This window comes from Flavobacterium mekongense (genome assembly GCF_047038255.1).
In the GTDB taxonomy this organism is placed as follows: domain Bacteria; phylum Bacteroidota; class Bacteroidia; order Flavobacteriales; family Flavobacteriaceae; genus Flavobacterium; species Flavobacterium mekongense.
In genome coordinates this window covers 766,152-780,307 of the sequence record NZ_CP174374.1, presented here as the reverse complement: position 1 = coordinate 780,307, position 14,156 = coordinate 766,152, and the positions used below count along the sequence as shown (strand labels likewise).

The following is a 14,156-nucleotide window of genomic DNA, read 5'->3' as shown; positions in this document are numbered from 1 at the left end:
CTTTAGTAGATGGGATTTTTATTTTCCGCATTCACTATTAAATTCCTAAATTTACGGCACAAACTACACTACAATCCATATGATTAATAAAAAAGTGAACTCTGTACAAGAAGCGCTGCAAGGCATAGAAGATGGCATGACCATCATGCTGGGCGGCTTCGGACTTTGCGGTATACCCGAAAACAGCATAGCCGAATTGGTTAAAAAAGGGACAACCAACCTAACCTGTATTTCCAACAATGCCGGGGTGGATGATTTCGGATTGGGCTTACTGCTTCAAAAACGACAAATTAAAAAAATGATTTCTTCCTATGTAGGAGAGAATGCCGAATTCGAACGCCAAATGCTATCAGGCGAATTAGAAGTAGAACTCACACCACAAGGAACCTTAGCCGAAAAATGTCGTGCGGCTCAAGCCGGAATTCCGGCTTTCTTTACACCGGCCGGTTACGGAACCGAAGTAGCAGAAGGCAAAGAAGTCCGCGAATTCAACGGCAAAATGCACATCATGGAATTGGCCTATAAAGCCGATTTCTCCATCGTAAAAGCTTGGAAAGGTGACGAAGCCGGCAACCTGGTTTTCAAAGGAACGGCTCGCAACTTCAACGCGCCTATGGCCGGTGCTGCCAAAATCACCATTGCCGAAGTAGAAGAATTGGTTCCCGTTGGAACACTCGATCCCAACCAAATTCACATTCCGGGCATCATGGTGCAACGCATCTTTAAAGGAGAAAAATTTGAGAAAAGAATTGAGCAACGTACAACCCGTAAAAGAGATTAGTCATGGCTTTAGATAAAAACGACATTGCAAAAAGAATAGCCAAAGAAGTAAAAGACGGTTATTTTGTAAACCTCGGTATCGGGATTCCGACTTTGGTGGCCAATTATGTACGGACTGATATTTCAGTGGAATTTCAATCTGAAAATGGTGTATTAGGGATGGGGCCATTCCCATTCGAAGGAGAAGAAGACGCCGATGTCATCAACGCCGGAAAACAAACCATCACCACTTTACCGGGCGCAAGTTTCTTCGACTCGGCTTTCAGTTTTGGCATGATCCGCAGTCAGAAAGTAGATTTGACTATTTTAGGCGCTATGGAAGTAGCCGAAAACGGTGACATTGCCAACTGGAAAATTCCGGGTAAAATGGTCAAAGGAATGGGCGGCGCTATGGATTTAGTAGCTTCTGCTGAAAATATTATTGTAGCCATGATGCACGTGAACAAAGCCGGTGAAAGCAAAATTCTAAAAAGATGTACACTCCCGTTAACCGGTGTTGGTTGTGTGAAAAAAGTAGTAACCGAATTGGCTGTTATGGAAATCACACCAAAAGGTTTCAAGCTATTGGAACGAGCGCCCGGTGTTTCGGTAGAACACATTATTGCCTCAACAGAAGCCGAATTAATCATTGAAGGCGATATTCCGGAAATGGTGATTTAATTGAAAACCTGTCATAAAACAAAACCACAAATTTCAGTTGAAACTTGTGGTTTTTTTATGATTTAAAATTTACTGTTACTTATCTAAATACTCCAACAATACCGGCGAAGCATGGGCAAAACTTGGAGCGGCTTCGGTGATGCTGACGGCTCGTTTTTTGTTGAGTTTGTAAACCAAATCAAATTCGGTGGTAAACAATATGGCCGACAAAAACGGATTATTGATAAACTCCAATAATCTGGGAAACGCCGAATCAATAGTATGGATTTGGACAATTTCTTCTCTTTGGAATTTGTACTTCAACTCTAATTTCAAAACCTCTTCTTCAACAATCGGACGCACATAAATGTTCATCAAATCAGTGTTCCCAATGGTTTTAGCCAAGGTCAATTTGGCATAAGTACCATCCGCCAAACTGTCTTTGACTTGGCTGTAGAATTCGGAAAAAGTTTCGGTGAACAACATCTTATAAATTAGCAAAGAAGTCGTTTCCTTTGTCGTCTGTAATGATAAACGCCGGGAAATCTTTCACTGTAATTTTGCGAACAGCTTCCATGCCTAATTCTTCGAAATCCACCACTTCTACTTTCAAAATATTCTCTTTGGCCAAAATAGCTGCCGGTCCGCCAATGGAACCTAAGTAGAAGCCGCCGTATTTTTTACAAGCATTCATTACCTCTTTACTGCGATTGCCTTTGGCTAACATAATCATGCTGCCGCCATGACTTTGGAATTCGTCCACATACACATCCATTCGACCAGCAGTGGTTGGTCCGAAACTACCCGAAGGCATGCCTTCCGGCGTTTTGGCCGGACCGGCATAATACACCGGATGATTTTTGAAATACTCCGGCATTGGTTTTCCGGCATCGAGTAATTCTTTGATTTTGGCGTGGGCAATATCTCGAGCTACGATTACCGTTCCGTTTAATTTCAATCGGGTTTTGATTGGATATTTGCTTAACTCGGCCAAGATTTCGCTCATTGGTCGGTTCAAATCAATTTCCACCGGTGCTTCCAAATGCGGCGGCACTGCCGGTAGAAACTGTTGCGGATTGGTTTCCAACTGCTCCAAGAAAATACCGTCTTTGGTAATTTTGGCTTTGATATTTCTATCGGCCGAACATGAAACGCCCAAGCCAACCGGACAAGAAGCAGCGTGTCTTGGCAAACGAATAACGCGGACATCATGGGCAAAATACTTACCGCCAAACTGAGCACCTATAGCACTTTCTTGGCAAATTTGTAATACCCTTTGCTCCCATTCTAAGTCGCGAAACGCCTGACCGGCCATGTTGCCGGTCGTTGGTAAGTTATCAAAATAACCTGCTGACGCTTTTTTTACGGCGGCCAAGTTGGCTTCAGCCGAAGTACCTCCAATCACTAAGGCCAAGTGATATGGCGGACAAGCAGAAGTACCAAGGTCTTTTATTTTTTCGCGGATGAATTCATCCATTGATTTCTCATTTAACAGCGATTTGGTTTTTTGGTACAGAAAAGTTTTGTTAGCACTTCCGCCGCCTTTGGCCAAAAACAAAAATTCATAACTCGCGCCTTTTTTAGCATAAATATCAATTTGCGCCGGAAGATTAGAACCGGAGTTTTTCTCCTCAAACATCGAAATTGGTACTATCTGAGAATAACGTAAATTCTTTATTTGGTAGGAATTGAAAATCCCTTTCGACAGCCATTCGGCATCGTCTGCACCGGTGTAAACATTTTCCCCTTTCTTAGCCAAAACAATGGCTGTTCCGGTATCTTGACACGATGGTAATTCGCCTTCCACCGCAACCGCAGCATTTTGTAATAAGTTGTAGGCTACGAATCGGTCATTATCAGTAGCTTCCGGATCGTTTAGAATGTTTTGTAATTTCTGCAAATGCGAAGTACGCAACATGAATGACACGTCTATCATGGCTTCTTGCGCCAACAATTCCAATCCTTTAGGATCAACGGTTAGGATTTCTCTGTCGCCTAATTGTTCGGTTTTTACGTAATCAGAAGTGATTTTTTTGTACTGCGTATCGTCTTTCAAAATAGGATACGGATCTTGGTATATAAAGTCCATTTGGTGTTTGTTTTTAGAAATGTAAAGTTACGCAAAGTGCGTGACAGCTGAAATTAAATAATTGCTAAATTGGTGTAGTTGTTTCTTAAAAAAACCAACTTGCCACAAAAATGGCTGTTATCACACAAATCAAATCAACCAGGAGCATCGTGCCCAAAGTGTAACGGGTGTTTTTGATGTTGACCGAACCAAAATAAACGGCTATCACGTAGAAAGTAGTTTCCGCGCTGCATTGGAAAATACAACTCAAACGCGCGGTAAATGAATCCGGACCAAAGTTACGCATCGCATCAATCATAAAGCCACGAGAACCACCGGAACTGAATGGTCGTAACATGGCCACCGGTAATGAATCGGTGATTTGTTTGCTCACGCCAATGTTAGAAAACGCAAACGAAATCCAATTGCTGATGATTTCAAAAAGACCACTGTTTCTGAAGAAAGAAATGGCCACCAACATACCCATTACATAAGGGAAAATCTTTACTCCGGTTTGGAGTCCGTTATTAGCTCCTGTTACAAAAGCATCAAAAATAGTGGTGCTTTTAGCTACAAACTTTTGCTCGTTGATGAAAGAAAAAACCAAAGTGAAAGCAATAATGGCGACTAACATCAAGCCGGAAAGATTTGCTGTAAAAAAGTTTTTGCCTACCAAATCCAAACCATTAATGTAAAACAATAAACCAACAATGGCAGCAATAACCGTCATCAAAGCAACAATTAAAGTTGCGCTTTTGAAATTAATTTTTTGGCGAATCCCAACGATTACCATGGCAGCTATGGTTCCTATAAAGGAAGTAATAATACACGGCAACATCACATCGGCCGGATTGGCGGCATTTTCAGCAGCGCGATAACCTATAATGGACGTTGGAATTAAGGTTAACCCGGCAGCGTGCAAGCACATGAACATGATTTGAGCGTCGCTGGCTTTTTCTTTTTCAGGATTAATTTCCTGTAAACTTTGCATGGCTTTCAAACCAAATGGCGTGGCAGCAGAATCCAATCCGAGGAAATTGGCGGCAAAGTTCAAGGTCATGTAAGATATGGATTCGTGGTTTTTAGGGACTGTAGGGAAAACTTTAGCAAAAACCGGACTTAATTTTTTAGCCAATTTCTCGGCAGCACCGGAAACAATCAACAATTCCATTAACCCACAAAAGAAGGCCAAGTAAGCAATAAGTGGTATAATTAAATCGAGTAAACTGTTTTTACACGTTGGCAACAACCCATCCGATTTTTGAATACCGCTGTAAATTTTTACGGTTTGGTTTTTATAGACATAAGTAGTGTCGGCGTTCAAAGTGTCTCTATTGATAACAAATGTTTTTTCTTCACTTTTTTGAATGCTGTCTTGGATAAACTTTGGGATATCGTTTAAGTATTTTTCCGAAATTAAAATCGGGTCATCTTTTTTACCGTTCAAAACATAATCTATCGAATAGCTGTCACCGGCAAATAAACTAAAAATTACAAAGGCAATAGAAGCCACGAAAATGGCAAGCCAAAATCTACTTAAAACCATGATGTTGTTTTTTGGTAAATATACTATTTATCAATATGGGTGAGAAAAAATTATTGATGCATTTAGAAATTAATGAGATAGAAAATACAACTTGTGCTACTATTACAAATGCAAAATTTCGTCTTCTATTAATAATTCTTCTCTTCTGAGTCGCAAAAAAATTTGGGCTACTGCTATCACATCTTTTTCACAATAAGTTACAATTCTGTCGATGTCTTTTTCTACATAAAAAACTTGTGCTACTTGACTACCGTCAATATCGCCTTTAGGAGAGGGAATGCCTAATATCTTGGTTAATAGTTTTAGAGAGGTAAAATGCTTGTAATCGCCAAACTTCCATAATTCCAAAGTGTCCAAATGCGGAATTTCCCATGGTTTTTTCCCGAATAGATTGAGCTTATTCGGAATGGCAATTTGGTTGATAATCATCCGGCGGGCAATAAACGGAAAGTCGAATTCTTTGGCATTGTGCCCGCACAATAAATGTTGTGCGCCGTTGAAATGGGTATCTAACAAATTCGCGAAATCCTTTAGAATCTTTTTTTCCTCGCCAAAAAAGGAAGTTACCCTGAAATTTCTAATGTCGCTCTTATTGGCAAAATACCCAACAGAAATACAAACAATCTTACCAAACTCGGCCCAAATACCTGCACGTTCATAAAAATCTTCCGGCGTGTATTCGTCACGTCTTTGGTATTGCGTTTTTTGTTCCCAAAGAAGTTTCATCTCCTCATCTAAAGCCTTGAAATTGTCTTCTTCGGGAACGGTTTCGATGTCCAGAAAAAGAATATTGTTGAGTTGTATTTTTTCAATCATAATAATTTTTTAAAGAAATAACTGATTTAAAAGTACGGATTTATTTTAAAAATGAAAGAAAAATACTTAAAAAAGTGATTGTTGTTGGTTTGGACTTTCGTGTTCTAACAACCACTTTTTGCGCCACAATCCGCCGGCATAACCGGTTAATGAACCATCGGTACCGATAACGCGATGACAAGGAATGACTATCCACAACGGGTTTTTCCCATTAGCCGAAGCAACCGCTCTAATGGCTTTGACATCACCTAACTTTTTGGATAAATCGAGATAAGACATCGTTTTGCCAAACGGGATGTTCAACAATTCTTGCCAAACTTTTTGTTGGAAATCGGTGCCTTGCGGATTGATTTTGAAATCGAATTCCTTGCGTTCCCCTCTGAAATATTCTTGCAGTTGGGCAACACATTCCTTGAGGTTTACCGGAATTTTGTTGGTTTTTTTTCCTTCGCTCAACACTGATATTTCAGCAATACCGTTAGCATCACCCACAATTTTGGTGATTCCTAAAGGCGATTCTATAAAAGCAGTTTCCATGAGCTAAAGGTACTAAAGTTCTGAATACATCACGATAAATCGGGATGCCGAAACTGACAAAAGAGTTTATTTAGAAAACCCAAGAATATACTCTTCCAAAGCTTTTAATTCCGCATCGCTCATTTTTTTGGTGATGGCGAAGTTGGTTTTCATGGTTTCGTACTGACTTGGATCAACTATCGGTTCGGCTTCTTCTTTGAGGAAGGCTACGATGCTGCCGTTTTTTTCTTTGTAGGTTTTGGCGATTTCGGTGATGCTTGGTCCGATGACTTTTTGATCGGGCAAATGACAAGCCGTGCAAGTGCCTTTGCCGGAAAACAGTTCTTCCCCGGAAACGGCTACTGCGGTTTCGTCGGTTTTGGGTTGACCAAAATTATCTTCAGCTTCCTTTTTACAAGAAGCGAAGGTGATGACAAATAATAGTAAAAAAATCTTTTTCATAGTGTACAAAAATACAAGACAAATCCTAATTAGCCCCGATTGCAGCGGCACGAAGTAGAGCGGAAAGCGGGAATAGGGATAACTGATAAATCCCGAACCTTTCGCTTCTTGATACAATAACACTTCGACAAGCTCAGTGTGACATTCGTTCGACATTTCGTCTTATCCCAGTGCCATTATTTGTTCAATAAAATCGCGGCCTCTTTGGCAAAATACGTCGAAATCAAGCTGGCACCGGCGCGTTTGATACACATGAGTTGCTCCATCATGATTTTGTCGTGGTCGAGCCAACCTCTTTCGGCTGCGGCTTTGATCATGGCGTATTCGCCCGAAACATGGAACACTGTTACAGGGACATTGACCGCGTTTTTGACTTCACGAACAATGTCTAAGTAAGCGATTCCGGGTTTTACCATGACCATATCGGCGCCTTCTTCTACATCCATTAAAGCTTCTTTTACAGCTTCGATGCGGTTGGCGTAGTCCATTTGGTAGGTTTTTTTGTCTTTGGGAACGACTACATCGGCTTCTCTTGGGGCACTGTCCAACGCATCGCGGAACGGTCCGTAAAAAGCAGAAGCATATTTGGCCGAATAACTCATAATGCCAACCTGTTGAAAACCTGCGGCATCTAAGCCTTGGCGTAAACGCAATACGCGGCCGTCCATCATATCACTTGGTGCAACAAAATCGGCTCCGGCTTGGGCGTGGGAAACGGCCATTTTGACTAAGGCTTCATTGGTGGCATCGTTGGCTACATCGCCGTTTTCGATAATACCGTCGTGACCGTAAATGGAGTACGGATCTAAAGCTACATCAGGCATGACAATCATTTCCGGACAAGCGGCTTTGATTTCACGAATGGCGCGTTGCATCAAGCCGTTGGGATTCCAAGCTTCTTTACCGGTGTTGTCTTTGAGGCTTTCATCGACTTTGACATAAATATTCACGGCGCGAATGCCTAAAGCGAATAATTCCTTCACTTCTGCCACGGTTAAATCCAATGAACGACGGAAAATGCCCGGCATGGATGGAATTTCGGATTGGTAATTTTCACCTTCGGCGATGAACATGGGAAACATAAAATCGGCCGGACTTAAAGTAGTTTCGCGGACTAACGAACGAATGCTTTCGTTAACGCGTAATCTTCTGCCTCTTTGTAATGGAAACATAGTTTTGCTTTGTTTTTGAACCATATAAGTCATATAAGTTTATTAAGTTTTTCTTATACTCTCTTTTATGACTTATATAATTTAATTATATCCAATCTATTGGGTTTTCTAATACTTTAATTAATTTCTCTTCTTCGCTGCCAATTTCCGGATGATGGTCGTACACCCATTGCACGTGTGGTGGCAAACTCATCAAAATCGATTCGATGCGACCGTTGGTTTTTAAGCCGAATAACGTGCCTTTGTCGTGTACCAAATTGAACTCCACATAACGCCCGCGGCGGATTTCCTGCCAGTTGCGTTGGGCTTCGGTGTATGGTAATGCTTTTCTTCTTTCGACTATCGGCACATAGGCTTCGCAGAAACTGTTGCCAACTTCGGTTACGAAATGGTACCAATCCTGCATACTCATTGTTTCTGTGGCTTTGCAGTAATCGAAGAACAAACCGCCGATACCACGGGCTTCATTTCTATGAGCGTTCCAGAAATAGGCATCGCATTGCTTTTTGTATTTCGGATAAAACTCCGGATTGTGTTTGTCGCAAGCAGTTTTACACGTTTGGTGAAAATGTTTCGCATCTTCTTCAAACAGATAATAAGGCGTCAAATCTTGTCCGCCACCGAACCAAGAATTGATTACTTTCCGTGAGCCTGTGCTGAGCTCTGTCGAAGTATCATACATTTCGAAGTAGCGCCAATTGGCATGCACTGTCGGCACCATTGGATTTTTAGGATGAATAACTAAACTCAATCCGCAGGCGAAAAAATCGGCTTCTCCAACACCAAACATTTTTTGCATCGTATCGGGCAATTTGCCGTGAACGGCAGAAATATTAACGCCTCCTTTTTCGAAAACGTCTCCATTTTCAATCACACGAGTTCTGCCACCGCCGCCTTCCGGTCGCTGCCACAAGTCTTCGCGGAATTTCGCTACGCCATCAACGGTTTCCAAAGCGGAGCAAATTTGGTCTTGAAGGTTTTGGATGTATGGATAGAATTGGTCTTTCATCTTTGAGTAACTGATTGAGTTTTGCTTAGCTACTATGATTTATATTCTTTCACAGCTTCTACAAACGCTTTGGCGTGGTCTACCGGAATATTGGGTAAAATCCCGTGGCCTAAGTTTACGATGTAATTGTCTTTGCCGAATTCGTCTATCATTTGGTGTACCATTTTTTTGATGGTTGGTATAGGCGATAACAAACGACTTGGGTCGAAATTACCTTGCAAAGTGATTTTGCCACCGGTTAAATAACGGGCATTTCTTGGCGAGCATGTCCAATCTACGCCCAAGGCTGATGCTTTGGATTTGGCCATATCATTGAGCGCAAACCAACAGCCTTTTCCGAATACAATGACTTTCGTATCTTCGGCTAACGCTTCAACGATTTGGTTGATGTATTGCCAAGAAAACTCTTTGTAATCTTCAGGTGATAACATGCCGCCCCAAGAATCGAAAATTTGAATGGCATTACAACCCGCTTTTACTTTTTCTTTTAAGTATAAAATGGTCGTGTCGGTGATTTTTTGCAACAAACTGTGCGCCGCTACCGGATTGGAGAAACAAAATCCTTTGGCGGTGTCGAAACTTTTAGAGCCTTTGCCTTCTACCGCATAACAAAAAATCGTCCAGGGTGAACCGGCGAAACCAATTAACGGCACTTCGTCGTTCAACATTTCTTTGGTGAGTTTAACGGCATCCATTACGTAACCCAAAGTTTCGTGAATGTTTGGCACAAAAACCTGATTGACTTGTTCCATCGTGCGAATGGGATTCGGGATAATCGGCCCGAGATTGTCTTTCAATTCCACGTGGATTCCCATCGCCCTTGGCACTACCAAGATATCCGAGAACAAAATGGCGGCATCCGGTTTTACAATTCGGATGGGTTGCACGGTGATTTCGGCCGCTAATTCCGGGGTTTCACAACGAGTAAAGAAATCGTATTTGTCGCGTAACGCTCTGAATTCCGGCAAATACCTTCCGGCTTGACGCATCATCCAAACCGGTGGACGTTCTACGGTTTCGTTGTTTAAGGCGCGAAGGAATAAATCGTTTTTAATCATAATTATTGTTTGCTTTGGGTGTTGCCCAATTATATTTTATTAAAAAATGCTATACTTTTTGCAATCGTACTTTCAATAGTAGGTTGATTGGCGGTCACCACTTTGTTGGTAATGCCTCTCAACGCTTTGGCAGTGGTGCTTCCGATGCAGAAACAAACCTCATCTTGCAACTTGTTTTCTTTTAAAAAACTTTGCACACCCGACGGACTGAAAAACAAAATCCCGTTCAAATCGGAATCAGCTTTGTGTGGCGTTAATCGGGTTTCATACACTTCCACTTCTTCAAAAGTTATCCCGGCCAAGCGCAAAGAATCGGGTAAAATATCCCTTCTCAAATTCCCGCAAAAGAACGTAAAACTTGCTTTACCGTATTGGTTGCAAATCACTGAAGCCAATTCTGAAGCGTAGTCCGAACTTAGGATCACTTCAAAACCGTTCTCCTCCAACACCGCCTTAGTTTTGTCGCCAACACAAAAACTTTTCTTGGTTTTAATTTCGGCTATTCTTTCATTTTCCAACACACTTTCTACCGCATTCTGACTCGTAAAAATCAGATAGTCGTTTAGGTCTTTCAAATGAAAGGATTGGTCCACCACTTTGATGAAATCGGCTTCATCAATCGAAAAATTCGCATTCAGCAACAGTTGCTTTTGGTAGTCCGTAAGCTTTTTGGTTGACAATATGCGAATTTGATTTTCCATCGTTACGCTTTAGGTTTCAGCTGTTTTTTAATTGCTTCCATTAATTCGCTTCCTCCATTTTCGAGTATTTCTTTGGCCGTGTAAAACCCTAACTTTTTCCACTCGGATATGTCCACCGCTTTGATGATTTCAAATTTTTGTTGGCCGTCTATCGAAAGTAAGCATCCGTGAAACTCAATCGTGTCATCGTGCTGATTGTATTTGGCCAGAGCTCCGATAGGCGCAGTACAACCACCTTCCAAGGTTCTTAAAAATTGTCTTTCGATATAGGTACAAATTTCTGTTTCGATATCGTTTAATTGCGATACGGCATCTACGGTAAAATCGTCGTTACCCATCGCAACCACTACCATAGCGCCTTGTGCAGGTGCGGGAATCATCCAATCGAGATTAATAAAGGTATCGGGTTTTAAGTTGATTCGTTCCAAACCTGCTGCGGCAAAAACGGCTCCGCTCCAATCGTTATCTTGTAACTTTTGCATGCGCGTATTCACGTTGCCTCGTAAATCTACCACAGTATGATTAGGATATTTGTTGAGCCATTGGGCTTGTCGGCGTAAACTTCCGGTAGCGATAGTAGCTTTTTCGTTTAAAAAATCGGTGTTGCCTTTGTGGACTAAAATATCCAATACATTGGCTCTTTCTAAAACAGCAGCTTGTACAATTCCGGTTGGTAACGCCGTTGGCACGTCTTTCATGGAATGCACTGCAATATCCACTTGACCGTTAACCATGGCAATGTCTAAGGTTTTGGTGAAAATACCGGTAATCCCTAATTCGTATAAAGGTTTATCCAAAATGATATCTCCTTGTGATTTCACGGCTATTATTTCCGTGGAATAGCCTAAATCGTTGAGCTTTTTTTGAACGGTGTGGGCTTGCCAAAGGGCGAGTTCGCTGTCGCGAGTACCTATTCTGATTGTTTTGGCCATTTTATTTGGAAGTCGTTTCTATCTGAAAAATTTTCTCAATCCATTCAATACTTTCATCCACCATGGTGTTGTCATCTTTTAAATGATTGGCAAAATGATTGGTGATTTTTTGGATGATACGAGCACTGATTAACTCGGCTTGTTCTTCATCAAAGTTGGCCATTTTTTTACGTTGCACGTTGAGCTCGCCGTCTTTAATGGAATTGAGTTTTTCTTTTAAAGCGTGAATGGTAGGCGCAAATTTGCGTTGCTTGGTCCAAGCGATGAATTCGTCTTTGATTTCTTCGATGATGGCTTCAGCTGCAGGAATGTGTTTTTTGCGGTTCTCCAAAGTTTCATCGGTCATTTGTGATAAATGATCCATATGAACCAAGGTTACACCTTTAACATCCTGAACATTCTCGTTCACATTTTTGGGGATGGATAAATCCAAAATCAACAACGGCTTTTTCAAATTTAAAATGGCTTTGTCCACGGTTGGATTTTGCGCGCCGGTAGCTACAACTAACACATCGGCTTTTTGGATTTCCAACTGTAAATCGACATAATCTTTTACAATTACATCCAACTTTCTGGCCAAACGTTCGGCTTTGTCTTTGGTGCGATTGATGAGTGTGATTTGCTCGTGCTTGGTGTGTTTGACCAAATTTTCACAAGTATTTCTACCGATTTTACCGGTTCCGAAAAGCAAAATATTTTTGTTAGCGATATTTTCTACATTGTTAAAAATGTAACGCACAGCAGCAAAAGAAACGGAAGTCGCTCCCGAAGAAATTTCGGTTTCATTTTTAATGCGTTTGCTGGCCTGTATCACCGCGTTCACCAATCGCTCCATAAAAGCATTGGCCAAATGACGATTTTTGCTTTCTACGAAGGCCGATTTAATTTGGCTGATGATTTCAAAATCGCCTAAAATCTGGCTGTCTAAACCGGTTCCTACACGAAACATGTGGGAAACGGCTTCTTGGTTTTTGTAAACATAAGCCACCTTTTGGAAGTCTTCCACAGTACCTTGACTGTTTTCACAAAGCAATTTGATGAGCTGGAAAGGATGTTGGGCGAAACCGTAAATCTCGGTACGATTACACGTTGAAGTCACTATAAGTGCTTCAATGCCTTCGGCTTTGGCTTGTGCTAAAGCGTTACTCTTGGCATTGTCATCTAAGCTGAATTTCCCTCTCATCTCGGCATCGGCCTTTTTGTAACTCAAGCCAACCGCATAAAAAGTACTGTGCTTTGATATGTTTCCGTGTTCCATAAAATGCTCTTTCCCTAAAAGTAAAACAAAGTTATTGCTATCGATTTTATAAAAGTAACGCTAAAAGAACTTTTTATATCGCTCAATGTTATTTTTAAACTCATTTGTCTTTTTATCGTTATTTCTTTTAAATTTGTAGTGAAATCAAGTGCTGAGAACTGCTTTATGTAGATTCATTCTAAATAACATTTTGATTTCGCTTCCAAAACATATACGAAAAAATATCGCTATGGGTTCTAAAGAAGAAATAAAAATTGACGACGACTTTATTTTGATTCGTTTTCAAAACGATACGGAAGAAGTAACCACTTTTGAACGACCTGTTACTATGGGCTTGATTCAGTTTCACTTTGGATTGAAAGGTGGCGCAAAATTTATCTTTAACAAAGGAAATTACACTTTCGAGCTAAAAGAAGAGAAGTGTCTGCTTTTTTATAATCCGGAAAAAGAACTGCCCTTGCATGTGCAAATTGAACCTAAATCGTGGTTGATTACCATTTTAGTTTCCATTAAAAAATTTCACGGTTTGTTTACTGATGATGCTGAACACATTCCGTTTTTAAGTAAAGAAAACAAGGATCGCAAGTATTACAATGAAAGTGACATCAGTCCGTCAATGGCTATCGTACTCAATCAGATGTTTCACTATAATCTCAATCCTTCCATCAAAAACCTATACTATAAAGGAAAAGGTTACGAATTGTTGAGTTTGTTTTTCAACAGAAATGAAGATCCTAATGCCGAACAATGTCCGTTTTTGATTGACGAAGAAAACGTCCTGAAAATCAAAAAAGCCAAAGAAATTATCATTGCCAATATGGCCGAACCGCCAAGTTTAGAAGAACTGGCGAATCAGGTAGGTTTGACTTTAAAGAAGCTCAAAATGGGTTTTAAGCAAATTTACGGTGATACGGTTTACGGGTTTTTATTTGATTACAAAATGGATTATGCCCGCCAGTTGCTGGATTCCGGTTCGTATAACGTGAATGAAGTCGGCCTAAAAATCGGCTACAGTACCGGCAGTCATTTTATTGCCGCTTTCAAGAAAAAGTTTGCCACTACGCCTAAAAAATATTTAATGAGTTTGAATGCCAATACGTAATCGGATTGATTTCGTATATCTCATCATCAATAAAGAATTGAACAACCCAAAGTCAACAAAAGAAGTTTCATTACTTTTATAAAAAAATAAAATTGCC

Annotated in this window: 15 protein-coding genes; 3 read left to right on the top strand and 12 right to left on the bottom strand. The window is 40.8% G+C overall.

The window, feature by feature from the left end; genetic code table 11:
* The first annotated feature begins 79 nt into the window (after positions 1 to 79).
* The gene (locus ACJG85_RS03305) at positions 80 to 781 is read left to right on the top strand and encodes a CoA transferase subunit A (RefSeq protein WP_412464843.1); all 702 of its coding nucleotides are present in this window, start codon (positions 80 to 82) and stop codon (positions 779 to 781) included.
* A gap of 2 nt (positions 782 to 783) precedes the next feature.
* Positions 784 to 1,440, top strand: coding sequence for a 3-oxoacid CoA-transferase subunit B (locus ACJG85_RS03300; protein ID WP_295335359.1), 657 nt, complete (start codon positions 784 to 786; stop codon positions 1,438 to 1,440).
* A 75-nt stretch (positions 1,441 to 1,515) separates the two neighbouring features.
* Here the strand turns inward: ACJG85_RS03300 and ACJG85_RS03295 are convergent, their stop codons facing one another.
* The 12 genes from ACJG85_RS03295 to hemA all read right to left on the bottom strand — a co-directional run bounded on the left by ACJG85_RS03295 (position 1,516) and on the right by hemA (position 12,957).
* On the bottom strand, positions 1,516 to 1,905 hold the full coding sequence (locus ACJG85_RS03295) for a hypothetical protein (protein WP_412476913.1): 390 nt from the start codon (positions 1,903 to 1,905) through the stop codon (positions 1,516 to 1,518).
* 1 nt (position 1,906) lies between these two features.
* The gene (locus ACJG85_RS03290) at positions 1,907 to 3,508 is read right to left on the bottom strand and encodes a fumarate hydratase (RefSeq protein ID WP_412476912.1); all 1,602 of its coding nucleotides are present in this window, start codon (positions 3,506 to 3,508) and stop codon (positions 1,907 to 1,909) included.
* Positions 3,509 to 3,593: 85 nt separating this feature from the next.
* The gene (locus tag ACJG85_RS03285; protein ID WP_412464842.1) at positions 3,594 to 5,033 is read right to left on the bottom strand and encodes a nucleoside recognition domain-containing protein; all 1,440 of its coding nucleotides are present in this window, start codon (positions 5,031 to 5,033) and stop codon (positions 3,594 to 3,596) included.
* Between the two features lie 102 nt (positions 5,034 to 5,135).
* On the bottom strand, positions 5,136 to 5,849 hold the full coding sequence (locus ACJG85_RS03280; RefSeq protein WP_412476911.1) for a 3'-5' exonuclease: 714 nt from the start codon (positions 5,847 to 5,849) through the stop codon (positions 5,136 to 5,138).
* Positions 5,850 to 5,915: 66 nt separating this feature from the next.
* On the bottom strand, positions 5,916 to 6,386 hold the full coding sequence (locus tag ACJG85_RS03275) for a methylated-DNA--[protein]-cysteine S-methyltransferase (protein ID WP_409675381.1): 471 nt from the start codon (positions 6,384 to 6,386) through the stop codon (positions 5,916 to 5,918).
* Between the two features lie 66 nt (positions 6,387 to 6,452).
* Positions 6,453 to 6,827: a c-type cytochrome gene (locus ACJG85_RS03270; RefSeq protein ID WP_412476910.1), complete on the bottom strand. Its 375-nt coding sequence runs from the start codon at positions 6,825 to 6,827 to the stop codon at positions 6,453 to 6,455.
* Positions 6,828 to 7,003: 176 nt separating this feature from the next.
* Positions 7,004 to 7,999: a porphobilinogen synthase gene (gene hemB / locus ACJG85_RS03265; protein WP_412464838.1), complete on the bottom strand. Its 996-nt coding sequence runs from the start codon at positions 7,997 to 7,999 to the stop codon at positions 7,004 to 7,006.
* 85 nt (positions 8,000 to 8,084) lie between these two features.
* The gene (hemF, locus tag ACJG85_RS03260; protein ID WP_412476909.1) at positions 8,085 to 9,008 is read right to left on the bottom strand and encodes an oxygen-dependent coproporphyrinogen oxidase; all 924 of its coding nucleotides are present in this window, start codon (positions 9,006 to 9,008) and stop codon (positions 8,085 to 8,087) included.
* Positions 9,009 to 9,040: 32 nt separating this feature from the next.
* A complete protein-coding gene (hemE, locus tag ACJG85_RS03255) occupies positions 9,041 to 10,066 on the bottom strand; it encodes a uroporphyrinogen decarboxylase (protein WP_409675369.1) in 1,026 nt (341 codons plus the stop codon).
* Between the two features lie 29 nt (positions 10,067 to 10,095).
* Positions 10,096 to 10,767: a uroporphyrinogen-III synthase gene (locus ACJG85_RS03250; RefSeq protein WP_409675366.1), complete on the bottom strand. Its 672-nt coding sequence runs from the start codon at positions 10,765 to 10,767 to the stop codon at positions 10,096 to 10,098.
* 2 nt (positions 10,768 to 10,769) lie between these two features.
* Positions 10,770 to 11,699, bottom strand: a complete 930-nt coding sequence (hemC, locus tag ACJG85_RS03245) for a hydroxymethylbilane synthase (RefSeq protein ID WP_412476908.1) — start codon at positions 11,697 to 11,699, stop codon at positions 10,770 to 10,772.
* Position 11,700: 1 nt separating this feature from the next.
* The gene (gene hemA / locus ACJG85_RS03240; RefSeq protein ID WP_409675360.1) at positions 11,701 to 12,957 is read right to left on the bottom strand and encodes a glutamyl-tRNA reductase; all 1,257 of its coding nucleotides are present in this window, start codon (positions 12,955 to 12,957) and stop codon (positions 11,701 to 11,703) included.
* 229 nt (positions 12,958 to 13,186) lie between these two features.
* On the opposite strand from hemA, the gene ACJG85_RS03235 reads away from it, so the two are divergent.
* A complete protein-coding gene (locus ACJG85_RS03235; protein ID WP_412476907.1) occupies positions 13,187 to 14,059 on the top strand; it encodes a helix-turn-helix transcriptional regulator in 873 nt (290 codons plus the stop codon).
* Positions 14,060 to 14,156 lie beyond the last annotated feature (97 nt).

Bases quoted from the DNA above. Each gene is read 5' to 3' on its own strand.
- ACJG85_RS03305 (WP_412464843.1), top strand. From the start codon at position 80: ATGATTAATAAAAAAGTGAACTCTGTACAAGAAGCGCTGCAAGGCATA.
- ACJG85_RS03300 (WP_295335359.1), top strand. From the start codon at position 784: ATGGCTTTAGATAAAAACGACATTGCAAAAAGAATAGCCAAAGAAGTA.
- ACJG85_RS03295 (WP_412476913.1), bottom strand. From the start codon at position 1,905: ATGTTGTTCACCGAAACTTTTTCCGAATTCTACAGCCAAGTCAAAGAC.
- ACJG85_RS03290 (WP_412476912.1), bottom strand. From the start codon at position 3,508: ATGGACTTTATATACCAAGATCCGTATCCTATTTTGAAAGACGATACG.
- ACJG85_RS03285 (WP_412464842.1), bottom strand. From the start codon at position 5,033: ATGGTTTTAAGTAGATTTTGGCTTGCCATTTTCGTGGCTTCTATTGCC.
- ACJG85_RS03280 (WP_412476911.1), bottom strand. From the start codon at position 5,849: ATGATTGAAAAAATACAACTCAACAATATTCTTTTTCTGGACATCGAA.
- ACJG85_RS03275 (WP_409675381.1), bottom strand. From the start codon at position 6,386: ATGGAAACTGCTTTTATAGAATCGCCTTTAGGAATCACCAAAATTGTG.
- ACJG85_RS03270 (WP_412476910.1), bottom strand. From the start codon at position 6,827: ATGAAAAAGATTTTTTTACTATTATTTGTCATCACCTTCGCTTCTTGT.
- hemB (WP_412464838.1), bottom strand. From the start codon at position 7,999: ATGTTTCCATTACAAAGAGGCAGAAGATTACGCGTTAACGAAAGCATT.
- hemF (WP_412476909.1), bottom strand. From the start codon at position 9,008: ATGAAAGACCAATTCTATCCATACATCCAAAACCTTCAAGACCAAATT.
- hemE (WP_409675369.1), bottom strand. From the start codon at position 10,066: ATGATTAAAAACGATTTATTCCTTCGCGCCTTAAACAACGAAACCGTA.
- ACJG85_RS03250 (WP_409675366.1), bottom strand. From the start codon at position 10,767: ATGGAAAATCAAATTCGCATATTGTCAACCAAAAAGCTTACGGACTAC.
- hemC (WP_412476908.1), bottom strand. From the start codon at position 11,699: ATGGCCAAAACAATCAGAATAGGTACTCGCGACAGCGAACTCGCCCTT.
- hemA (WP_409675360.1), bottom strand. From the start codon at position 12,957: ATGGAACACGGAAACATATCAAAGCACAGTACTTTTTATGCGGTTGGC.
- ACJG85_RS03235 (WP_412476907.1), top strand. From the start codon at position 13,187: ATGGGTTCTAAAGAAGAAATAAAAATTGACGACGACTTTATTTTGATT.